Genomic DNA, 22,102 nt, shown 5'->3' with positions numbered 1-22,102 from the left:
CGCTCCGTGGGAGGGCGGGGCGGCTAGCGGAGCCGCTGCGCCAGGAACTCGATGAGGTCGATCTTGGTCACGATGCCGGTGACCCGATCGCCCTCCTTCACCACCGCCACGTGATCGTCGTTGAAGATGTCGCGGAGGCGCGAGAGCGCCGTCTCCGGCTCCACCACGCCCTGCAGCGGTTGCACCAGCGGCTCGACCACCTCGGTGAGGCGGTGCTTCCCCTCGATGAGGAAGTTGAGCAGGTCGTACTCGTGGATCATCCCGATGGCGCGGCCGGTGTCGTCCACCACCGGCATCTGCGAGATGTCGTGCTCCTTCATCTTCTTCACCACCGCCTCGACCTTGTCGGTCTTGCGCGCGGAGATGACCTCGCCGCGGCGGCGGCCGAGCACGTCCTTCACGGTGGCGGCGGACACCGGGCCGCCCGCGCCCACCGGGAAGCCGTTGTCGCGCATCCACTCGTCCGAGTAGAACTTGGAGATGTAGGCGCGCCCGCCGTCGGGCAGCGGCACCACGATCACCTTGCCCTTGCCGAGCTCCTTCGCGAGCTTCACCGCGACGTGCACCGCCGCCCCGGAGGAGCCGCCGGCGAGGACGCCCTCCTCGCGGGCGAGCCGGCGCGCCATCACGAACGCCTCGGCGTCGTTCACCTGGCGGACGTCGTCGAGGACCGAGAGGTCCATCGCGCCGCACATCATGTCCTCGCCGATGCCCTCCACCTTGTAGACGTGGGGCTGCGAGAGCTTCCCGGTCTTGAACATCGAGTGGTACACCGAGCCGATCGGGTCCACGCCGACGTTGAGGATGGCGGGGGCCTTCTCCTTGAAGAACTTCCCGCAGCCGCTCATGGTCCCGCCGGTGCCCAGGCCGGCCACGAACGCGTCGAGCCGGCCGCCGGTCTGCTCCCAGATCTCGGGGGCGGTGAGCTGGTAGTGGGCCTCGACGTTGTCGAGGCTGTGGTACTGGTTCACGTAGAAGCTGTTGGGCGTCTCCGCCGCGATGCGCTTGGCCACCGAGTAGTAGCTGTCGGGCGAGTCGGCCGGCACGTTGGTCGGCGTCACGATCACCTTCGCGCCGAACGCCTTCAGCGTGTCCTGCTTCTCCTTCGACATCTTGTCCGGCATGGTGAACACGCAGCGGTACCCCTTCACCGCCGCCGCCATGGCCAGGCCCACGCCGGTGTTGCCGCTGGTGTTCTCGACGATGGTGCCGCCCGGCCGCAGCAGCCCCGAGCGCTCCGCCTTCTCGAGGATGTGCACCGCCATGCGGTCCTTGATGGAGCCGCCGGGGTTCAGGTACTCGAGCTTCACGAGCACGGTCGCGTCGTCGGGACCGGTGAGCTTCTGCAGGCGGACGAGCGGCGTGTGCCCGATCGCGGAGAGGACGGTCTCGTGGTAGGCCATGGGGGCTCCGGATCCGGAAAGATCGACGGGAATCCCGGCGTTATAGGCAGGCGGCGTGACCCGCGTCAACGCGCCGGACCGGCGCGGCGCGACCCCTAGGAGAGGCGAGGCCCACGGCATGAGCGAACCCTTGGAGACCGAGGCCCGCGTCCGCGCGGCGGTGGCGCGCGCCACCGGCGAGGACGTCTCCCGCGCGCCCGTGCGGCGCCTGGCCGGCCACGCGTCGCTGCGCAGCTACTGGCGGGTCGGCGAGCGCCCGCGCTCGCACGTCGTCATGGTGATGCCGCCGGACGCGAAGCCGGAGGAGGTCACGAAGGGCGGCGCGCCCGCCGTGAACCCGTTCGTCGACGTGCAGCGCTACCTGTCCGGCCTGGGCGTGCGCGTCCCCGCCATCCTCGCGTTCGAGGAGGCCGAGGGGCTGATGGTGCTGGAGGATCTCGGCGACGACATGCTCGAGACGCGCCTGCTCGCCGGCGCGCCCCGCGCGCGCCTGTACGAGGACGCGATCGACCAGCTCGCCCGGCTGCGCGCCGCGGCCGAGGCCCGGCCGGCCGGGTGCGTCGCGTTCACCCGCGCGTTCGACGAGGAGCTGTACCGCTGGGAGCTGGACCACTTCGTGGAGTGGGGGCTCGAGGCCTGGAAGGGCGCGCGGCTCTCGCCGGAGGAGCGCGCGGTGGTGGACCGCGACTTCGACCGGATCGCGGCGGCGCTCGCGGCGGAGCCGCGCGGGTTCACCCACCGCGACTACCAGTCGCGCAACATCATGGTGCTGCCCGCCGGCGCGCAGGCGGTCATCGACTTCCAGGACGCGCTGCTCGGGCCGCGCCAGTACGACCTCGTGGCGCTGCTGCGCGACAGCTACGTGGAGCTCCCGCCCGAGCTGATCGACGCGCTCCTGCGCCGCTGGCTGGAGCGGTTCGCGGCGGCCGGCGGTCCGCGCCTCGAGTACGGCCCGTTCCGCGCCACGTTCGACCTGCTCACCGTGCAGCGCAAGCTGAAGGACGCCGGGCGCTTCGTGTTCATCGACCGCGTGAAGGGGAACCCGGGGTTCCTGGTCTCCATCCCGGCCTCGCTGCGCTACGTGCGCGACGCGTTCGCGCGCCGTCCCGAGCTGGCGGAGCTCCAGCGCGTCCTCGCGCGCCACGTGCCCGAGCTGGCGCCGTAGCGGGCGCGCGCCCTCGCGCCGCCGCCGCGCGCACCGCGCCGCGCCATCACTGGGAGAGCAAGAACGGGGCCGATCCGCGGACCCTGGGTTGACCCATACCCATTTGTGGCGGGTGATGGGGAAACCTGCCCCTGCTGGTCCCAAGCCCGCGGGACCTGGAGCGTTCCGCCGTCCCACACGCACCCGACGCGCGCGGCGCACTGCCGCGCCGGGGCCGGGCCCGTGCTTGCACACCCGCCCGGGCCGTTGGCGCGTCCGCGCCGGGAGGCTGTGTGAAAGACCTGTCGATCCGAGTCCGCCTGCTCCTCGCCTTCGGCCTCATGGCCCTGACGACCGCCGCGGTCGCGGCATCCGGCTACTGGGGTACCGAGCGCATCCGCGCGTCCACCGCCGAGATGCTCGGGGGCGACGCGCTCCTGGCGCGGCACGCCGACGACGCCCGCGCGGCGGCGCTCGGCCTGCGCCGCTTCGAGAAGGACATCCTCATCAACATCGAGCAGGCCGCCACCGTCGCCGACTACCAGCGGCAGTGGGAGGCCGACCTCACGCAGCTCCGCACGTCCGTCGGCGAGATGGACCGGCTGGCGGGCGAGGACGACCGGGTCCGGCTCTCGGCCATCCACCGCGACCTCGACGCGTACGTGTCGGGGATGGGCCGGCTCCTGGCCGAGATCCGCGCCGGCAAGCACGGGTCCACCGACTCCGGCAGCGCCGCGGCGGCCGAGTTCAACGCGTCGGCGCGCGGGGTCGTGGACGCGGCCGACGAGCTGGCCGAGGAGCACCACCGGCAGATGCAGTCTCGGGCGGAGATGGTGACCGCGGTCGCGTCCTCGGTCCGGACCACGCTCGCCGTCACGCTCCTCGTCGCGGTGCTGTTCGGCGGCGTGCTCAGCGTGGTGATCACGCGCTCGGTGGTGACGCCGGTGAGCGGCGTGGTCGCGGCGCTCGAGCGGATGGCGCAGGGCGACCTGCGCGAGCTCCCCACCGTGGATCGCGCCGACGAGGCCGGCCGGCTCCAGGCGGCCATGCGCGCCACCGCGGAGCGCATCGCCACGGTGATCGCCGAGGTGCGCGGCGGCGCCGAGGCGCTCACCGGCGCGTCGGCGCAGGTCTCGGCCACGTCGCAGTCGCTCTCCCAGGGCACCGGCGAGCAGGCCGCCAGCGTGGAGGAGACCACCTCGTCCCTCGAGGAGATGAGCGCGTCGATCACGCAGAACGCGGAGGCCGCCCGCCAGTCGGAGGCGATGGCGAAGGACGGCGCGCGCAGCGCCGACGCGGGCGGCGCGGCGGTGAAGGAGGCCGTCGAGGCGATGCGCGCGATCGCCGAGCGGATCGGCATCGTGGAGGAGATCGCCTACCAGACCAACCTCCTCGCGCTGAACGCGGCCATCGAGGCGGCCCGGGCCGGCGAGCACGGCAAGGGCTTCGCGGTGGTGGCGACGGAGGTCCGCAAGCTGGCCGAGCGCGCCCAGAAGGCGGCGCAGGAGATCGGCGGGCTGGCGTCCTCGTCGGTGGCCGTGGCGGTGCGCTCGGGCGACATGATCGCCGAGATGATCCCCGCCATCCGCAAGACCTCCGACCTGGTGCAGGAGGTGGCGGCGGCGTCGCAGGAACAGTCGGCCGGCGTGGCGCAGGTGTCGAAGGCCATGGCCACGGTGGACCAGGTGACGCAGCGGAACGCCTCGGCCGCGGAGGAGCTGTCCTCCACCGCCGAGGAGATGGCCTCGCAGGCGGAGGCGCTCCAGCAGCTCATGAGCTTCTTCCAGCTCGCGGCCGACCACCGCGCCCCCGGCCACACCGCCCCGCGGGCGCAGCCGGCCCCCGTGCCGCACCTCACCGCGGCGGCGCCGACGCGCCCCGCCGCGCGGCCGGTGGCGCCGGAGCTCCCCGCGCTCCCGGCGCGCAACGGCAAGGCCGGCGACGGCGAGTTCCGCCGGTTCTAGGCGGCCGCCGCCCGGGCCGCGCGCCGCGGCGCGCGCGAAAGAAGAACGGGCGGGCCCGGAGGGGCCCGCCCGCGCGGCTTCAGGGCGGCGTCGAGGAGGGGCCGCCGCCCGGGACGCTACTCGGCGCCGACGCCGAGGTACGTGCGGAGCTTCTCGTCCTCGAACTTGTCCTGCGCCGTCTGGTCGGCGGTCACGAGCGACACCACGATGCCCGCGACGAACGCGGCGGTCATCGAGAAGATGGCCGGGTTCTTCCACGGCAGGATGCCGTAGGGCTTGCCCGCGGCGTCGAGGTGGTGGAACACCTCGCCCCAGACCGTCGGCGACAGCAGGATCATGATGCAGGACGAGAACGCGCCCACCAGGATCGACCAGACCGCGCCCATGGTGGTGAAGCGCTTCCACACGATGGACATGAGCAGCGCCGGGAAGTTCGCGCTGGCCGCGATGGCGAACGCGAGGCCCACCATGAACGCCACGTTCTGGCCCTTGAAGAGGATGCCCAGGCCCACCGCGAAGATGCCGAACACCACCGTCGCGGTCTTGGCGGCCTTGACCTGCTCCTCCTCGGTCGCGTGCCCGCCCTTGATGACGTTCACGTAGATGTCGTGCGAGTAGGCCGACGCGCCGGCCAGCGTGAGGCCCGCCACCACCGCGAGGATGGTCGCGAACGCGACCGCGGCGATGAAGCCGAGGAAGCCGGAGCCGAGCAGCTGCTCCGCCAGGATCGGCGAGGCCATGTTGCCGCCCTTGTCGACCGAGGTGATGAACGCGCGCCCGCCCGGCGTGAGCACGGCCGCGCCGAAGCCGACGATCGGGATGATCAGGTAGAAGTAGCCGATGAGGCCGGTCGCGTAGAGCACCGACTTGCGGGCCGCCTTGGCGTCCGGGACCGTGTAGAAGCGCATCAGGATGTGCGGCAGGCCCAGCAGGCCGAACATGAGCGCGAGGCCCAGGGAGACCGCCTCCACCGGGTTCGCGACGAAGCCGCCCGGCTCGAGCGACGGCTGGCCGTACTGCGCCACCACCGCCTGGTACAGGTTGCCGGGGTTGAAGCCGAACTTCGCGAGCACGAGCCCGGTCAGGATGGTCACGCCGAACAGCAGCAGGCCGGCCTTGATGATCTGCACCCAGGTCGTGGCGAGCATGCCGCCGAACAGCACGTACGCGAGCATGACCACGCCGACGATGATCTCGGCGATCTCGTACTTCAGGCCGAACATGAGCTGGATGAGCGCGCCGGAGCCGACCATCTGCGCGATGGTGTAGAAGAGCACGGTCAGGATGCCGCCGATGGCCGCCGCGATGCGGACCGGCTTCTGGCGCAGGCGGAACGCGACCACGTCCGCGAACGTGAACTTGCCCAGGTTGCGCAGCGGCTCCGCCACCAGGAACATGAGCGCCGGCCAGCCGACGAGCCAGCCCGTGGCGTAGATCATGCCGTCGTAGCCCTTGAGGGCGACCATGCCGGAGATGCCGAGGAAGGACGCGGCGGACATGTAGTCGCCGGCGAGCGCGAAGCCGTTCTGGAGCGCGGACACGCTGCGGCCGGCGGCGTAGAACTCGGAGGAGGTCTTGGTCTTCTTCGCCGCGAAGTAGGTGATGACGAGCGTCACCGCCACGATCAGGAAGAAGAAGCCGATGGACGCGACGGTCGGCTTCCCGAGGGTGGTGGTCGCCTGGGGCGCCGCCTGCTGCGCCTGCTGGAGGATGAGCTGCTGGATCACGCCGAGGTGGGTCATGGTCACGGGTCTCCTGGTGCGATCCGGGTCAACGCTTCAGCTGGGACTTCAGCCGCTCGACCTCGGGGTCGTACGACTTGTTGGCCCAGCCCACGTAGTAGGCGGTGAGCAGCCAGGCGAAGATGATGACCGCGACGCCGAGCGGGATGGCGAGCGTGGTGACCTCGCCGACCTTCTGCGTGACGAAGGCCTTGTTCGTCGCGAGCAGCAGGATGAAGCCGTAGTAGCCGACGAAGAGCAGGGCGAGCAGCACCATGCTGACGCTCCAGCGCTTCTTCACCAGCGCCTTGAAGTCCGGGGAATCGAGGACCTGGAGCGAGCTCTTGTGGCCCTTGTCCGTGCTGGAACCGCTCCGTGCCGCTTCTGCCATTTGACTCTCCTTGGATGCCTGCGCGAACGCGCCGGGCGTCTCTCGAAAGTGCGGTGCGACGAGTCAGCCGGGCTGCCTCCCGAGGACCGCGATTGCGTGGGGAGCGCGCACATCGTGGGTTCGGGCATTTCGAGCGGCAAGCCTACAGCACGAAATGCGCGAACGATAGAGTCGCCCGCGCACAAAATTGCGCGAATTGCTGACCTTGGTCAATCGACGTCGCCGCTTCGAGTCGATGATGCCCGCGCGACGCACCGCTTGCGCGAACGCTTTGCGTTTCCCCTGGGTCGAAACGCACGGAGCGTGACGGCGCGGCGCCGGAACGGGGGAGGCAGCCGGCCGCACGTCCGGCCGCTGGCGCAATGCTGGCGCCGCGCGGCCGCACGGGCTGCGCTTGCTATGCTGGCCCGCGGGGCCGGACCGGCGGTCCGCCGCGGCGACGCGGCCCGGGGGTGCGCATGAGGCTGGCGCTGTTCGCCGACGTGCACGCGAACCTGGAGGCGCTCACCGCCTGCCTCGCGCACGCGGAGGCGGCGGGCGTGGACGGCCACGCGTTCCTCGGCGACCTGGTGGGCTACGGCGCCGATCCGGTCGCGGTGCTCGAGCTCGTCCAGGCGCACGCGGAGCGCGGCGCGCTGGTGGTGCTCGGCAACCACGACGCGGCGGTGATCGAGCCGCGCGAGGCGGCCACCATGAACCCCATCGCCGAGGAGGTGGTGGCGTGGACCCGCGAGCGGCTCGGGCCGGCCGCGCGCGCGTTCCTCGCCGGCCTGCCGCTGGTGATCCGGCGCGACCCGCTGGTGCTGGTGCACGCCAGCGCCGACGCGCCGCGGGAGTGGACCTACGTGACCGATCCGCTGCACGCGCAGCGGAGCCTCGCCGCGGCGGGCGCGCCCTACGTCTTCTGCGGGCACGTCCACGAGCCGGTGCTCTACTACACCGGCGCGGCCGACCGGCCGGTGGCGTTCCGGCCGATCCCGGGGGTGGCCATCCCGGCCCCGCCCCGCCGCCGCTGGCTCGCGGTGGTGGGCTCGGCGGGCCAGCCCCGCGACGGGAACACCGCGGCGTGCTACGCCATCGTGGACGTGGCGCGCGCGTCCATCACCTTCCACCGCGTCCCCTACGACTGGCCGGCGGCCGCCGCGAAGGTGCGCGCGGCCGGGCTGCCCGAGCGGCTCGCGCAGCGCCTCGCGCACGGAGAGTGAGCCCAGTGAGCGACCTGCCCGGGCCCGGCGACGTGGTGGACGGCTTCCGCATCGGCGAGCGCTTCCACGCGGGCGGGATGGGCGTGATCTACCGGGTCACGGGCCCGGACACCGGCTTCCCGCTGATCATGAAGATCCCGCGCCTCGGCCCGGGGGAGCCGGCGAGCAGCGTGATCTCCTTCGAGGTCGAGCAGACCGTGCTCGCCGCGCTGAAGGGGCCGCACGTGCCGCGCTTCGTGGCCGCCGGCGACCTGGAGCGGCAGCCCTACCTCGTGATGGAGGAGGTCCGCGGCCGCTCGCTCAAGGAGTGGGTCGGCGACGGGCCGGTCCCCCTCGACGAGGTGGTGCGCATCGGGATCGCGCTCGCCACCGCGCTTCACGACCTGCACCAGCAGGAGGCGATCCACCTCGACCTGAAGCCGGCCAACGTGGTGTTCCGGCCCACCGGCGAGGCGGTGCTGGTGGACTTCGGGCTCGCGCACCACGCCCACTACCCGGACCTCCTCGCCGAGGAGTTCCGGCGCCCCATCGGATCGGCGCCGTACATCGCGCCGGAGCAGGTGGTCGGCGCGCGGAGCGACCCGCGCAGCGACCTGTTCGCGCTCGGGGTGGTGCTGTACGAGCTCGCCACCGGCCGGCTGCCGTTCGGCACGCCCACCACGCCCGGCGGCCTGCGCCGGCGGCTGTACCGCGATCCGACCCCGCCGCGGGCCCTGGTGCCGGCGCTGCCGGAGTGGTTCCAGGAGCTGGTCCTGCGGTGCCTCGAGCCGGACGCGAGCCGCCGCCACGCCTCGGCCGCGCAGGTCGCGTTCGACCTGGCGCACCCGGACCAGGTGACGATCACCGAGCGCGGGCGCCGCCGGCGCGCCGCCGGGCCGCTCACCCTGCTCCGCCGCTGGATCAAGGCCGCCGGCTACGAGCCGGCGCCGCTGGCGCTCCCGTCCACCGAGCTGTCCGGGGCGGCGATCGTGCTCGCCTGCATCGCCACGCAGCACACGAACGAGGCGCAGTTCGAGGCCATCCGCCAGACGGTGCGGCGGCTCCTCTCGCTCCAGGACGCGCGGCGGCTCGCGGTGGCGACGGTCATCCGGCCCACCCCGGAGCTGGGCGGCTCGAGCGCCGACGAGACGGCCGCGCACCAGCGCATCAAGCACCTGGCGCTGCTCCGCCACTGGGCCGAGCCGCTGGGGCTCGCGGCCGGGCAGGTCTCGCTGCACGTGATCGAGTCCGGCGACGCGGCGCAGGCGCTGGTGGACTACGCGCGCGCCAACGGCGTCGAGCACCTGGTGATCGGCGCGCCCCCGCCCGACGTGCCGCTGCGCGGGATCCTCGGCACCGTCGCGACGAAGGTCGCGCTGGAGGCGCCCTGCACCGTGACGCTGGTGCGCCCGCCCGGCCGGCGCTGAGAGCACGTGAACCCATCCCCTCCCGTCGCCGCGGCGGCCACCGGCGCCGCGCGGACAAAAGGGAAGGGGCCGGACGTGCGGGATGTGCACGTCCGGCCCCGGCACGAGCGGCGACTACCTGCTGGTGACCTCCGCCACTCCCCAGATGACGGGGCCCAGCACGGCCAGGCCACCGGCCATCATCCCGAACTGCGCGCCGCTCATGCTACTCGTGGTTGATGTCGCGATCCTTGGTCTCGGGCATGAACAGGGTGCCGAGGACCGCGGTGATGAGCGCGATGACGATGGGGTACCAGAGGCCGTAGTAGATGTCGCCGCTGGCGGCGACCATCGCGAACGAGATGGTCGGCAGGAAGCCGCCGAACCAGCCGTTGCCGATGTGGTACGGCAGCGACATCGAGGTGTAGCGGATGCGAGCCGGGAAGAGCTCGACCAGCCACGCCGCGATCGGCGCGTACACCATGGTCACGTAGATGACGAGGATGGTCAGGAGCAGCACGACCATCACGTAGTTCACCTGGTTCATGTCCGCCTTGGCGGGGTAGCCGGCGGTCTTGATGGCGTCGCCGAGGGTCTTCTCGAACGCGGCGTTCTGCGTCTTGAAGTCTGCCGGCGAGAGCGTGTTGCCGGCGAAGCTCGAGACCGCCACGTCGCCGATCTTGATGGTGGCGACGGTGCCCGCGGGCGCCTCCTCGTTGCGGTACGGCACGCCCTTCTTCGCGAGCGAGGCCTTGGCGACGTCGCAGGACTTCGTGAACTTGGCCTTGCCGATCGGGTCGAACTGGAAGCTGCAGTCCTTCGGATCGGCGACCACCGTCACGGGGTTCGTCGCCTGCGCGTGCTCCAGCGCCGGGTTCGCGTACTTCGTGATGCCCTTGAAGATCGGGAAGTAGGTCAGCGCGGCGAGCACGCAGCCCGCCATGATGATCCGCTTGCGGCCGATCTTGTCGGACAGCGTGCCGAACACGATGAAGAACGGCGTGCCGATGATCAGCGAGGCCGCGATCATGTAGTTCGACGCGGTCGGGTCCACCTTCAGCGTCTGCTGGAGGAAGAACAGCGCGTAGAACTGGCCCGTGTACCAGACCACCGCCTGGCCGGCGACGCCGCCGAACAGCACCATCAGGACGATCTTCAGGTTGTTCCAGCGCAGGAAGGACTCGGTGAGCGGGGCCTTCGAGGCCTTGCCCTCCTCCTTCATCCGCTTGAACACCGGGGACTCGTTCAGCTGGAGGCGGATGTAGACGGAGATGCCGAGCAGGATCAGCGAGAGCAGGAACGGGACGCGCCAGCCCCACTTCTCGAACGCCTCGTTCCCCAGGCCGATGCGGGTGCCGAGGATGATGAGGAGCGAGAGGAACAGGCCGAGGGTGGCGGTGGTCTGGATCCAGCTCGTGAAGTTGCCGCGCCGGCCCGGGGGCGCGTGCTCGGCCACGTACGTGGCCGCGCCGCCGTACTCACCACCCAGCGCGAGGCCCTGCAGCATGCGCATGGAGATGAGGATGATCGGCGCCAGCACGCCGATCGTGGCGTAGCTGGGGAGCATGCCGACGATCGCCGTCGAGCCGCCCATGATGAGGATGGTGAGGAGGAAGGTGTGCTTCCGGCCGATCATGTCGCCGAGCCGGCCGAACACCACCGCGCCGAACGGGCGCACCGCGAAGCCGGCGGCGAAGGCGAGCAGCGCGAAGATGAAGCCGGTGCGCTCGTCGACGCCGGCGAAGAACTGCTTGCTGATGATCGCCGCGAGCGAGCCGTACAGGTAGAAGTCGTACCACTCGAACACGGTTCCGAGGGACGACGCGAAGATGACCATCTTCTCTTCGCGGGTGATTCCAGCACGTGACCCGGAGTCGGGGGGGACGGGTCGGACAGGGGATGCCGACGACACGGACATTTTCTTCCTCCACGGTGAGGTTGGTACGCCAGCCGCGTGGCCTGAGGTACGAGGTAGCACACCGGATTCGCCGTTTACAACGGTCTGCGCGCAAATACCGCGCTTAGCGCAGTCCCTGCGCGCACGAACTGCGACGAACGCCCCTTGTCGGTGGCGAGATTTATCGCGGAGGTACGCCGAGTTGGGTCGTTGACGCGGCGCGTCCGCGCAAGAGGTGCACCGTCCCGACGAATGTTGCGCCCGGCAGGGGCGCGGCGGACGGATCTGGCGCCCCGGAAGAGGCCAGAACGCCGCAGGCGGGGTACTCTCGGGCCCGGACGTCCGGACGCCGCGCGGAGGGCTCGCATGGAACGGGATCGGCGGGACGCGTACTGGAGGGCCAACCTGCGCACCGTCGCCGCGATCCTGGCGATCTGGCTGGCGGTGTCGTGCGGCGCCGCGATCCTGTTCGCCGACGCGCTGGACGCGTTCCACCTCGGCGGCTTCCCGCTCGGCTTCTGGTTCGGGCAGCAGGGCGCGGAGCTCGTGTTCGTGCTGCTGGTCGCGGCCTACGTGGCGATCGCCAACCGGCTCGACCGCGCCCACGACGTGTTCGAGGACTGAGGCGTGGGACCCGTCGCCTGGACCTGGGTGCTCGTCGGTGCGTCCTTCGCGCTCTACGCGCTCGCCGGCCTGTGGGGCCGCGCGCGGACCACGAGCGCGTACTACGTGGCGGAGAAGCAAGTCAGCCCGGTGCTGAACGGGATGGCGACGGGCGCGGACTGGATGTCCGCGGCGTCGTTCATCTCGATGGCGGGGGTGGTGGCGCTGCTCGGGCGCGACGGCTCGATCTTCCTGATGGGCTGGACCGGCGGCTACGTGCTGCTGGCGGTGCTGCTCGCCCCGTACCTGCGCAAGTACGGCAAGTACACGGTCCCGCAGTTCGTGGGCGAGCGCTACTACTCGCGCTCGGCGCGCGGCGTGGCGGTGGTGTGCGCGGTGTTCGTCTCGTTCACCTACGTGGCCGGGCAGATGCGCGGGGTCGGGGTGGTGTTCGCGCGCTTCCTGGACGTGCCGGTGGAGCGCGGCGTGCTGCTCGGCATGGCCATCGTGCTGTTCTACGCGGTGCTGGGCGGCATGAAGGGCGTCACCTACGCGCAGGTGGCCCAGTACGTCGTGCTCATCGCCGCGTACCTGGTGCCGGCCATCTTCGTGTCGATCATGCTCACCGGGAACCCGGTGCCGCAGCTCGGGCTGGGCGGCCGGGTCAGCGCGGAGGGCGCCCGGATCCTGGGCGTCGAGCCCGGGGTGCACCTGCTCCAGGTGCTCGACCGCATCGGGGAAGACCTCGGCTTCGGCCGCTACACCGCCGGCGCGCGGCCGCGCATCGACGTGCTGTTCAGCACGCTGGCGCTCATGATCGGCACGGCCGGCCTGCCGCACATCATCATCCGGTTCTTCACCGTGCCGAAGGTGCGCGACGCGCGCGCCTCCGCCGCCTGGGCGCTCCTGTTCATCGCGCTGCTCTACACCACCGCGCCCGCGGTGGCGGCGTTCGCCCGGGCCGGGATGATCCAGTCGCTGAACGGCAAGCGCCACGCGGACGCGCCGGCCTGGGTGGCGGACTGGGAGCGCACCGGCCTGGTGCGGTTCACCGATCGCGACGGCGACGGCGTGATGCGCATCTCCGGCGATCCGGCCCGCAACGAGGTGCGGATCGACCCCGACGTGCTGGTGCTGGCGAACCCGGAGATCGCCGGCCTGCCGCCCTGGGTGGTGGGGCTGGTGGCGGCGGGCGCGCTCGCGGCGGCGCTCTCCACCGCGGCGGGGCTGCTGCTCGTCATCTCGGCGGCGGTGGCGCACGACCTCGTGAAGGGCATGTGGATCCCGCGCGTCTCCGAGCGCGGCGAGCTGGCCTGGGCCCGCGGCGCGGCGACCGTGGCGGTGCTGGTGGCGGGCTGGCTGGGCGTCCACCCGCCCGGCTTCGTGTCCGAGGTGGTGGCGCTGGCGTTCGGCCTGGCCGCCTCGTCGTTCTTCCCGGTGCTGGTGGCCGGCATCTTCTGGCGGCGCGCCACGCGCGAGGGGGCCATCGCCGGCATGGTGACCGGGCTCGCGGTGACCACCGCCTACGTCCACTGGTTCAAGTTCTGGCACCCGGAGCTGGACGTCCCGGCGCACTGGTGGCTGGGGATCTCGCCGCAGGGGTTCGGGACGGTGGGCATGCTGGTGAACCTCACGGTCCTGGTCGTCGTGTCCCTGCGGACGCCGGCGCCGCCGCAGGCGGTGCAGGAGCTGGTCACCAACCTGCGCTATCCGCGGGAGCCGGTGCGTCCGGCGCCGGCGCCCACCGCGCTGCGCGTGGGCGACCGCCGCTGACCGTCCCCGGCGCCGGCGCTGCGCCGTGACGCCGCCCGCGCGCCCCGCTATCCTCGCCGCATGGCCGCGCTCGACCCGGTCGCGTACCTGCGGGCGACGCCCCCGTTCCACGCGCTGCCGCAGCCGCTGTTCGAGGCGGCGGCCGCGTCGCTGGAGGTGGGCTACTACCCGGCCGGCTCGCGGCTGGCGCGGGTGGGCGGCGAGCCGCTCGCCCACCTGTACGTGATCCGCAAGGGCGCGGTGCGGCTCGAGCGCGACGGCCAGATCCTCCAGGTGCTCGAGGAGGGCGAGACCTTCGGCTACACCTCGCTCATCACGCGCAAGGCCACCATCGACGTGGTGGTCGAGGACGACCTGCTCGCGTACCGGCTGCCGGACGCCGAGTTCCAGCGCCTGCTCGGTGACGCGCAGTTCGCCTCGCACTTCGCGGTGGGCCTGGCCGAGCGGCTCAAGTCGAGCCTCGAGCACTCGGCCATCACCACGTTCCAGGCCGACCTCTCGCGCCAGGTGGGGGACCTGGTGCGCCGGGCGCCGGTCTGGATCGCGGGGGACGCCACCGTGGGCGACGCGGCGCGGCTCATGCGGGCGGAGGGCGTCTCCTCGGTGCTGCTCCGCGCCGACCCGCCCGCCATCGCCACCGATCACGACTTCCGGAACCGCGTGCTCGCCGAGGGGCTCGGGCCGGACACGCCGCTCGCGCGCGTCGCCACCTCGCCGCTCCGCACCACGCCCGCGACCGCGCCCATCCACGAGGCCTGGGGGCTCGCGCTGGACGCCCGGGTGCACCACCTGCCGGTCACGCGCGGCGCGGAGATCGTGGGCGTGCTCACCTCGGGCGAGCTGCTCCGGGCCTCGGCGCAGGGCCCCATGGCCGTGCTGCGCGGGGTGGAGCGCGTCTCGACGCGCGAGAGCCTGGCCGGCTACGGGCGGCGGGTGGCCGAGATGGCGGGCGCGCTGCTCGCGGGCGGCCTCGACGCCGCCGCGATCGCCGGGTTCGTGGCGCGCCTCAACGACGCGCTGCTGCACCGCATCCTGCGCTTCGCCGAGGCCGACCTGGGCGAGCCGCCGGCGCCCTACGCGTGGCTGGCGCTCGGGTCGGAGGGGCGCCGCGAGCAGACGCTGCTCACCGACCAGGACAACGCGCTCGTCTACGCGGACGAGGGCGAGGCGCGGCGCGCCTGGTACGAGGTGCTGGCCGAGCGCGTCAACGCGGACCTGGAGCTGGCCGGGTTCCCCGCGTGCCCGGGCGGCTACATGGCCCGCCGGTGGGTCGGGCCGCTGGCCGAGTGGCGCGGCCGCTTCGAGGCGTGGCTGGACGCGCCCGGGCCGCAGGCGCTGCTCGAGGCGGCCATCTTCTTCGACTACCGCCGGGTGGCCGGCCGGCTCGACGTCGGGCCGCTCGACGCGGTGCTGGCGACCGCGGTGGACCGCCCGGTGTTCCTGCGCTTCCTGGCCCGCGCCGCGCTCGGCTTCCGCCCGCCCACGTCGCTGCTGCTGCGCCTGCGCGGCGGCTCCACCACGGTGGACCTGAAGCTGCAGGGCATCGCCGCGGTGGTGGCGGTGGCGCGCTGCTACGGCCTGGAGCTGCGGACCGAGGCCCGGGGCACGCTGGAGCGGCTGGAGGCCGCGCGCGACGCCGGGATCCTGGACGGCGACGCGGTCGCGGCGGCCGCGGAGGGGTTCCGGTTCCTGAACGGCCTGCGCCTCCGCCTCCAGCTCCGCGCCGTGGCCGAGGGCCGCCCGCCGTCGAACGAGGCGACGCTGGCGGCGCTGAGCGCCATGGAGCGCTCGCGGCTCAAGGACGCGCTGCGCGCGGTGAAGACGCTCCAGGACCGCGCGGCGTTCCACTTCAAGACGGATTTCTGACCCGACGGGGACTGCGTCCCCGCCCCGCCGGCGGAGCCGTCGGCGTCCCACCCCTGCTGCGCGGGGCGTGACCTCGCGGGCCCGCGTGCGCGGGCGCCCGCGGGGGTCTCCGCGCGGAGCGGCGTTGCCCCACCCCGGCCTGCGACCGGAGCCCCTCCCGCTTCCGGCTGCTACCATCGCGCCGTGCTCTTCTCGTCGCCGCCCTGGGAGTCCGCCGTCTACTGGTCGCTCGACCTCGAGACGGGCGGCCTGGACGCGCGGCGCGACGCCATCCTCGCGGTCGGGATGCTCCCGGTGCGCGAGGGGCACCTGCGGCTCGGGGAGGCGTACCGCACGCTGGTCCGCCCGGAGCACGGGAAGGCGGTGAGCCCGCGATCGGTGCAGGCGCACCAGCTCGTGGCCGGCGACACGCGCGGCGCCCCGCCGCTGGCGGAGGTTCTGCCCGAGCTCGAGCGCCGCCTGCGCGGCGCGGTCCTCCTCGTCCACCACGCGCCCATCGAGCTCGGGTTCCTGAAGCGCGCGTTCCGGGCGGCGGGGCTGCGGTGGCCGGGGCCGCCGGTGGTGGACACGGTGAAGCTCCTGCTCCGCCTCGACGCGCGCGAGCGCCGGAGCTTCCCGGAGCTTCCCGCCGACCCGCCCGTCCTGAACCTCTCGGCCGCGCGGCGCCGGCTCGGCCTCCCCGACTACCAGGCGCACGACGCGCTCACCGACGCGGTCGCCACCGCCGAGCTGTTCCTGGTGCTGCGCGAGGCGCTCGGCGCCCGCAGGCTGCGCGAGCTCACCTGACCGCGGGCGCGATCACGGCGCCGCCGGCCCCGCCCCGCGGGCGCGCGCCGCCGCCAGCGCGCCGGCCGCGGCGAGGCCCACGCCCACCAGCGCGAGCTCCAGCAGCGCGGCGCCCGCGAACAGCGGGGCCACCGAGCCGAGCCGGTCGTAGGCGGCGCCGGAGAGCGCGAACCCGACCCCGTTGCCGGCCCCGAACACCACCGCGCTGAACAGCGCCTGGCCGGTGGCGCGGAGCCGCGCCGGCACCACCTCGGCCATGCCCTTCATGGCGGCTGCCCAGAACAGGCCGAAGGTGAGGCCGTGCAGGAGCTGCAGCAGCACGATGGCCGCCGCGCCCTCGGCGCGCCAGAGCAGCGCCCAGCGCACCGCCGAGCCCAGGAACGAGGCGGCGAGGAGCCCGCGCAGCGACAGGCGCCGCTCCAGCCTGGGGAACAGGAGCAGCACGGCGATCTCGGCCGCAACGCCCGCGGCGGTGCCGAGCCCGGTCACGTCGGCGGGCAGGCCGCGGTCGCGCACGTACACGCCGAACAGCAGGTGGTACGGCGCGCAGGCGGCCCAGTGGACCGCGCACGCGCCCAGCAGGAGCGGCAGCGCCGGCCGGCGGAGCAGCGCGAGCATGTCGCGCGGGCCCGGCCGATCCTCGTGCGGCGGCCCGGCGTGCGCGGGCAGCCGCCGCGCCGCCAGCGCGTAGCCGGCCACCAGCGCGGTCATGAGCGACGGCACGAGCAGGTCGGCCGGTCGGTTGCCGCGCAGCGTGAGCGCGCGCCCGACCACGAGCGCCAGCACCACGAAGCCGATCGAGCCGAACAGCCGGACCGAGGCGTAGGACCGCTCCGGCCGCGCCCGGGTGTGCTCCAGGGTCACCGAGTCGAGCAGCGGCACGTACGCGCGGTCCCCGAGCGCCGCGGCGACCAGCACCGCGCCGACCGCCGCCGGCGTGCGCGCGAACGGCAGCGCCAGCACGCAGAGCGCGCTCCAGGCGGTGGCGAGGCGCAGCCCGCGGGCCGGGGTGGCGTGGCGGTCGGCGAACGTCGCCCACGACATCGCCACCACCGGCGCGAGCAGCGAGGGGATCATCTGCACGGTGCCGATCTGCTCACCGCTGAACCCCAGGCCGCGCAGGTACGCGGCCAGGTACGGCTGCGCCACGCCCACGTTCCCGTAGTACAGGAAGTACATGAGCCGGAGTCGCGCCGCGGAGGCCATCGGTTAGACTCGCGTCTACCATGGGCGACCTCGCCGGGATGGTCCTCTGTGCCGGGCTCGGGACGCGGCTGCGCCCGCTCACCGCGCACGTCCCCAAGCCGGCGGTGCCGGTGTGCGGGGTGCCGCTCGTCCGCTGCTCGCTGGCGCTGCTGGCCGGGGCGGGCGTGCGCCGCGCGGTGGTGAACGTGCACCACCTGCCGGACCTCATGGCGGCAGAGGCCGAGGCGGCCGCGCGCGCGCTGGGGCTGTCGCTGACCGTCTCGCGCGAGCCCGTCATCGCCGGGACCGGCGGCGCGCTCCGCGAGGCGCGCGCGGCGCTCCGCGGCGCGGACGAGATCCTGCTCGTGAACGGCGACGTGCTGTTCGACGTGGATCTCGGCGCCGCGCTCGCCACCCACCGCGCCTCGGGCGCGCTCGCCACCCTGGTGCTGCTCCCCATGCCGGCCGGCGCGCGCTACGCCGCGGTCGAGGTGGACGCGGGCGGCGCGGTGCGGCGCATCGCCGCGCGGTTCGGGCCGGGCGGGGAGGGGCTCCGGCCCTGGCACTTCTCGGGCGTGCACGTGCTCTCGGCGGCGCTGCTCGACGCGGTGCCCGCCGAGCCGTTCGAGGCCGACGTGAACCGCCACGTCTACCCGCCGCTCATGGCGTCCGGCGCGATCCGCGGCCACGTCGCCGCCGGGTACTGGAACGACCTCGGCACGCCGGAGCGCTACCTCGAGGCGAACCGCGACCTGCTCGCCGGCCGCGTGCCGCTGGCGCGCTTCGCGGGGGCGGATCCGTTCACGGGCGCGGTGGAGCAGCTGCCCGGCGTGAGGATCGCCCCGGGCGCGCGGGTGGACCCCGGCGCCCGGCTCGCCGGGCCGGCGCTGGTGTGCGCCGGCGCGGAGGTGGCGGCGGGCGCCGAGATCGGGCCCGGCGCGGTGGTGGGGCCCGGCTGCCGCGTGCCCGCCGGCGCCGCGGTGCGCCGGGCGGTGCTGTGGGCGGGCACCGCGCTCGCCCCGGGCGAGCGCGTCGAGGACGCGATCGCCGCCGGGCCGGATCGGGTTCGGGGCGGCTGACGCTCGGTGCGGCCCTAGCCCTGCGCCTGGACCAGCACGCACGTCACGTTGTCGGCGCCGCCGGCGGAGTTCGCGGCGTCGACCAGCGCCTGGGCCGCCCGGCGGAGGTCGCCGGGCACCGCGCGCAGCACCTCGGCGATGCGCGCGTCCGGCACCATGCCGGACAGGCCGTCGGAGCAGAGCAGCACCACATCCCCGTCCTCGAGCGGCTCGCGGAGCAGGTCCACCTCGACCGACTCCTTCATGCCGAGCGCGCGGACGATCACGTTCTTGTGCGGGAACGCCTCGATCTCGGCCTGCGTGAGCTGGCGCGTGCGCCGGAAGTCGTTGAGCAGCGAGTGGTCCTCGGTGAGCTGCCGCAGCGCGCCCCGGCGGAACAGGTACGCGCGGCTGTCGCCCACGTGGCCGACCAGCACCTCGCGCCCGTCGCGGGGGAACTGCGCCGCGACCAGGGTGGTGCCCATTCCGTGGAGCCGCTCGTCGGTCCGGGCCCGCTCGTGGATGCGCAGGTTCGCGAGCTTCACGCCGGTGAGGAGCCGGTTCTCGTCGGCGTCGCGGACCGGGTCCGGCCGGAAGGGCCAGGTGGCCTCGTCGTCCCGGCCGGTGATCCGGAAGAACTCGGCCATCTCCTCGACCGCGATGCGCGCGGCCACCTCGCCGGAGGCGTGGCCGCCCATCCCGTCGGCGACGCAGTAGAGCTGCTCCTCGGGGAGGAGCAGGAAGGCATCCTCGTTGTGGGCGCGCTTCCGCCCGACGTCGCTCGCTCCCGCGTGGCTCAGGCGCATGGTGGGACCGGGAAGGTTAGTCGCGACCCCCTCACCGGTCAAAAGGATCCGCCGGAAAACGCGGTCAGGGCACCACCAGCTCGACGCCCGGACCGGTCGAGATCCGCACCGCCCGCGCCGGGCCGTACAGGTCGCCGTCCACCGTGAAGCGCAGCCCGTCGCCCTCGACCCGCAGCTCGCGCGCCACCTCGTCCTGGGCGTGGCGCCGCTTCCACGGCCGCCCCGCGCGGATGCGCGGCAGCGCGAGCGCGATCTGCAGCGGGCTGGCGGTGACCCCGACCGCGTGGAACGACCCGGGCTGCTCGCTGCATCGGTGGAACGCGCGGAAGCCGAAGCCGATGTCGGGCGTGGAGCCGGCGACGAGCGCGAGGTAGCGCGCGTCGGACCACTCCTCGCCGTCGCTCCACACCCGGAGCGGATCGCGGCGGGTGAGCGAGGCGGCGAAGGGCCCGCGCACCAGCGCCGAGCCGACCGAGCGCGCGAGCAGGAGGCCCGCGGTGAGCGGGGAGGGCCGGCCCGTCGCGTAGTAGGCCTCGAGGAACGCCACCACCGCGCCGGTGCCGAAGATGAACCCGTGGCGTGTGGCGATCCCGTCCGCCTCGACGCGGAGCAGGTCGCGCTCGACGGTGGCGAGGGGGATCCCCTGCTGCCGCCGGGCGAGGACCGCCCGCAGGATGGCCTCCGGGCTGCCGCGGATCGCGTTGCCGTGCGCCACCGTGTTCATGGCCCCGGCGCGCAGCAGCAGGATCTGCGGCAGCGGCGCGTCGCCGTACGCGTCCGCGAACGCCGAGAGCACCACGTGCGCGGTGCCGTCGCCCCCGCCGATCCCGAGCACGTCCACCCCGCGCGCGCGGAAGCGCTCCACGGCGCGGTCGAGCTCGTCGGGGGTGGCGGCGTCGATCACCTCGCCCGCGTCGCCGAGTCGCGCCCGCAGCCGCTCGCCCAGGCGCGGGTCGCGCCGGTTCCGCCGCGAGCGGGGGTTGTTCACGATGCCGATGCCGCCCATGCCGACCCGTCCCAGGTGGATCCCCGGTGCCACCGCCCCGTCCGCCGACTCTGCGGCGCGGGCGTGGCCGGGTCAAACCGAAAACGCCCGCGCGGCCGCACCGGGAGCGCACGCCGCCCGCCCGCGGTAAGATGTCGCGAATGTCCGTCCTCGAGGCCCCGGGCGACCTGGCCCGCACACCGCTCGCCGCGATCCTGCTCGAGGCGCTGAACGTGCGCGCCACCGGCCTGCTCGAGGTGGCGCACGAGGGCGGCACCTCGCGGCTGTGGCTGCGCGACGGGCGGCCCGTCGGCGCGCAGGTGGTGACCGGGTTCCGGCCGCTCGGGCTGCTGCTCCTGCAGGCGGGGCTCATCGACATCGACGCGCTCTCGCGCAGCCTCGGGCTGATGGCCTCCACCCGGCGCCCGCAGGGCGAGATCCTGGTCGAGCTGGGCGCGGTCTCGCGCGCCGACGTGGACCGGACGCTGGCCGAGCAGCAGGCCGGCTACTTCGCGCTCATCGCCGCGCTCGACGCGGGCGCCTTCCGCTTCGATCCGGCCGCGCCCGTGCCGGAGTGGACCCGGGGCAGCCGGCTGTCGCCGCTGCGCACCATCGTGGACGCGCTGGAGCGGCCGCAGGCCGGCGCGCTGGTCGTGTCGGCGCTGCAGCCCGTCGCGCACCAGGCGGTGCGCCTCGCCTCGGGCTACGCGGAGGTGGCCGGCGCCTTCCGCTGGACCGCGCCCGAGCAGGCGCTGCTGCGCCGGCTCGCGCCGTCCGCGACGCTGGAGGCGTTCTTCGCCGGCGACGAGGTGGAGCCGGAGCGCGCGCGCGCCGTGCTCGCGGCGCTGCTGCTGCTCGGGCTGGCGGTGCCGGCCACCGGGCGGCAGCCGAGCGGCGAGACCGCGGCCGGCCTCGTGCTCGAGCTCGAGCCGGAGCCCGAGCCGATCGCGCCCGGTCGCACCGGCGCCCCCGCGGCGGCGCCGGCCGCGCCCGCCGCGCCGCCGCCCGCGCCCGCCGTCCCGGCGCGCCGCAGCGATCCGGCAGAGGCGCGGGAGCGGCGCCAGCGCCTGCTGCAGCAGGCGATGCGCAACATGGGCATCGGGCCGTTCGCCGGGCGGCCTCCCGCCGCCGCGGCGCCGCGGCCCGGCGCGCCCGCGATCCCCGCGGCCCCCCCCGCCCCCCCGCCGCCGGTCGGCGCGCCGCCCGGCTCGCCCGAGGCCGCGCTCCGGGCCGCGCTGCTCGCCGCCGCGCCGCGCGCACGGGAGCGCGACCTGTTCGCCCGCCTCGGCCTGCAGCCCACCGCCGGCCGCGACGAGGTGAAGCGCGCCTTCCTCCAGCTCGCGCGCCAGTTCCACCCCGATCGCTTCGCCGCGCCGGCGCTCGCGGATCTCGCCGAGCCGGTGCGCGACTTCTTCACCGCGGTGAACGAGGCGTACGAGACGCTGTCCGACGACCGCAAGCGGGCCGAGTACCTCGCGGTGCGTGGCGCGCACGGCGTGACGCCCGCGCAGGCCGAGTCGGCGCGGGTGGACTTCCAGAAGGGCGAGGCGTGCCTGCGCACGCGCGACCTGGCGCGCGCGCGGGGGTTCTACGAGTCGGCGGTGCGCGCCGACCCGCGCCCGGAGTACCTGGCCGCCGTCGCGCACACCTTCCTGGCCGACCCGCAGCGCCGGGACCTCGATCGGGCGCGCGCCCTGGTTGAGCAGGCGCTGCGCGAGCCCGCCGGCGCGGCGAGCGATCGCGTGTGCCAGGTGGCTGGCCTGCTGGCGCGCGACGACGGCGACGTGGGCCAGGCCGAGCGCATGTTCCGCGCCGCGGTGGCGGCGAACCCGCGCAACGCCGACGCGCTGCGCGAGCTGCGCAACCTGGAGGCGCGGCGCGCCGAGCGGCGCGGGCGCTGATCGTCCCCGGGCGCGCGCTGTCCCCGGGT

Annotated in this window: 17 protein-coding genes; 10 read left to right on the top strand and 7 right to left on the bottom strand. The window is 74.1% G+C overall.

The features are described 5' to 3' along the window. Nucleotides 1-23: 23 nt before the first annotated feature. Entirely contained in the window at nt 24-1,403 is a 1,380-nt protein-coding gene (locus A2CP1_RS19380) for a pyridoxal-phosphate dependent enzyme (RefSeq protein ID WP_015934912.1), read from the bottom strand. Between the two features lie 118 nt (nt 1,404-1,521). Here A2CP1_RS19380 and A2CP1_RS19375 point away from each other — a divergent pair, with 118 nt between their 5' ends. Continuing rightward, nucleotides 1,522-2,568: an aminoglycoside phosphotransferase family protein gene (locus A2CP1_RS19375; protein WP_015934911.1), complete on the top strand. Its 1,047-nt coding sequence runs from the start codon at nt 1,522-1,524 to the stop codon at nt 2,566-2,568. A 272-nt stretch (nt 2,569-2,840) separates the two neighbouring features. Continuing rightward, on the top strand, nt 2,841-4,511 hold the full coding sequence (locus A2CP1_RS19370; protein WP_015934910.1) for a methyl-accepting chemotaxis protein: 1,671 nt from the start codon (nt 2,841-2,843) through the stop codon (nt 4,509-4,511). Between the two features lie 116 nt (nt 4,512-4,627). Here the strand turns inward: A2CP1_RS19370 and A2CP1_RS19365 are convergent, their stop codons facing one another. Together A2CP1_RS19365 and A2CP1_RS19360 are read right to left on the bottom strand one after the other, a co-directional pair. Next, nucleotides 4,628-6,253, bottom strand: coding sequence for a solute symporter family protein (locus tag A2CP1_RS19365; RefSeq protein ID WP_015934909.1), 1,626 nt, complete (start codon nt 6,251-6,253; stop codon nt 4,628-4,630). A gap of 28 nt (nt 6,254-6,281) precedes the next feature. Next, nucleotides 6,282-6,623 carry a DUF485 domain-containing protein gene (locus A2CP1_RS19360; protein ID WP_015934908.1) on the bottom strand — a complete coding sequence of 114 codons (342 nt, stop codon included), beginning with the start codon at nt 6,621-6,623 and terminating at the stop codon, nt 6,282-6,284. A gap of 458 nt (nt 6,624-7,081) precedes the next feature. Between A2CP1_RS19360 and A2CP1_RS19355 the strand changes: the two genes are divergently transcribed. Together A2CP1_RS19355 and A2CP1_RS19350 are read left to right on the top strand one after the other, a co-directional pair. After that, nucleotides 7,082-7,828, top strand: a complete 747-nt coding sequence (locus A2CP1_RS19355) for a metallophosphoesterase family protein (RefSeq protein ID WP_015934907.1) — start codon at nt 7,082-7,084, stop codon at nt 7,826-7,828. Nucleotides 7,829-7,833: 5 nt separating this feature from the next. Continuing rightward, complete coding sequence (locus tag A2CP1_RS19350) at nt 7,834-9,234, top strand: serine/threonine protein kinase (protein WP_015934906.1); 1,401 nt, start codon at nt 7,834-7,836, stop codon at nt 9,232-9,234. Nucleotides 9,235-9,439: 205 nt separating this feature from the next. Here the strand turns inward: A2CP1_RS19350 and A2CP1_RS19345 are convergent, their stop codons facing one another. Continuing rightward, nucleotides 9,440-11,050, bottom strand: coding sequence for an MFS transporter (locus A2CP1_RS19345; protein WP_245529852.1), 1,611 nt, complete (start codon nt 11,048-11,050; stop codon nt 9,440-9,442). 426 nt (nt 11,051-11,476) lie between these two features. On the opposite strand from A2CP1_RS19345, the gene A2CP1_RS19340 reads away from it, so the two are divergent. The 4 genes from A2CP1_RS19340 (at nt 11,477) to A2CP1_RS19325 (ending at nt 16,138) form a co-directional block, all read left to right on the top strand. Continuing rightward, on the top strand, nt 11,477-11,734 hold the full coding sequence (locus A2CP1_RS19340) for a DUF4212 domain-containing protein (RefSeq protein ID WP_015934904.1): 258 nt from the start codon (nt 11,477-11,479) through the stop codon (nt 11,732-11,734). 3 nt (nt 11,735-11,737) lie between these two features. After that, nucleotides 11,738-13,486, top strand: a complete 1,749-nt coding sequence (locus tag A2CP1_RS19335; RefSeq protein WP_015934903.1) for a sodium:solute symporter family protein — start codon at nt 11,738-11,740, stop codon at nt 13,484-13,486. A 60-nt stretch (nt 13,487-13,546) separates the two neighbouring features. Then, the gene (locus A2CP1_RS19330; protein WP_015934902.1) at nt 13,547-15,352 is read left to right on the top strand and encodes a DUF294 nucleotidyltransferase-like domain-containing protein; all 1,806 of its coding nucleotides are present in this window, start codon (nt 13,547-13,549) and stop codon (nt 15,350-15,352) included. Between the two features lie 183 nt (nt 15,353-15,535). Further along, entirely contained in the window at nt 15,536-16,138 is a 603-nt protein-coding gene (locus A2CP1_RS19325) for a 3'-5' exonuclease (RefSeq protein ID WP_015934901.1), read from the top strand. A 12-nt stretch (nt 16,139-16,150) separates the two neighbouring features. On the opposite strand, the gene A2CP1_RS19320 is transcribed toward A2CP1_RS19325, so the two are convergent. Further along, the gene (locus A2CP1_RS19320; protein WP_015934900.1) at nt 16,151-17,344 is read right to left on the bottom strand and encodes an MFS transporter; all 1,194 of its coding nucleotides are present in this window, start codon (nt 17,342-17,344) and stop codon (nt 16,151-16,153) included. 20 nt (nt 17,345-17,364) lie between these two features. Here A2CP1_RS19320 and A2CP1_RS19315 point away from each other — a divergent pair, with 20 nt between their 5' ends. Beyond that, a complete protein-coding gene (locus A2CP1_RS19315; protein ID WP_015934899.1) occupies nt 17,365-18,402 on the top strand; it encodes a nucleotidyltransferase family protein in 1,038 nt (345 codons plus the stop codon). A gap of 14 nt (nt 18,403-18,416) precedes the next feature. Here A2CP1_RS19315 and A2CP1_RS19310 read toward each other — a convergent pair whose 3' ends face one another. Continuing rightward, entirely contained in the window at nt 18,417-19,187 is a 771-nt protein-coding gene (locus A2CP1_RS19310; RefSeq protein ID WP_012527724.1) for a Stp1/IreP family PP2C-type Ser/Thr phosphatase, read from the bottom strand. 64 nt (nt 19,188-19,251) lie between these two features. Further along, a complete protein-coding gene (locus A2CP1_RS19305; protein ID WP_245529850.1) occupies nt 19,252-20,226 on the bottom strand; it encodes a diacylglycerol/lipid kinase family protein in 975 nt (324 codons plus the stop codon). Nucleotides 20,227-20,333: 107 nt separating this feature from the next. Between A2CP1_RS19305 and A2CP1_RS19300 the strand changes: the two genes are divergently transcribed. Further along, nucleotides 20,334-22,073: a DUF4388 domain-containing protein gene (locus A2CP1_RS19300; RefSeq protein WP_015934897.1), complete on the top strand. Its 1,740-nt coding sequence runs from the start codon at nt 20,334-20,336 to the stop codon at nt 22,071-22,073. Nucleotides 22,074-22,102 lie beyond the last annotated feature (29 nt).

This window comes from Anaeromyxobacter dehalogenans 2CP-1, from assembly GCF_000022145.1.
Taxonomy (GTDB): Bacteria; Myxococcota; Myxococcia; order Myxococcales; family Anaeromyxobacteraceae; genus Anaeromyxobacter; species Anaeromyxobacter dehalogenans.
The sequence above is the reverse complement of the archived record's forward strand: the minus strand, read 5'-3'. Positions and strand labels throughout refer to the sequence as shown.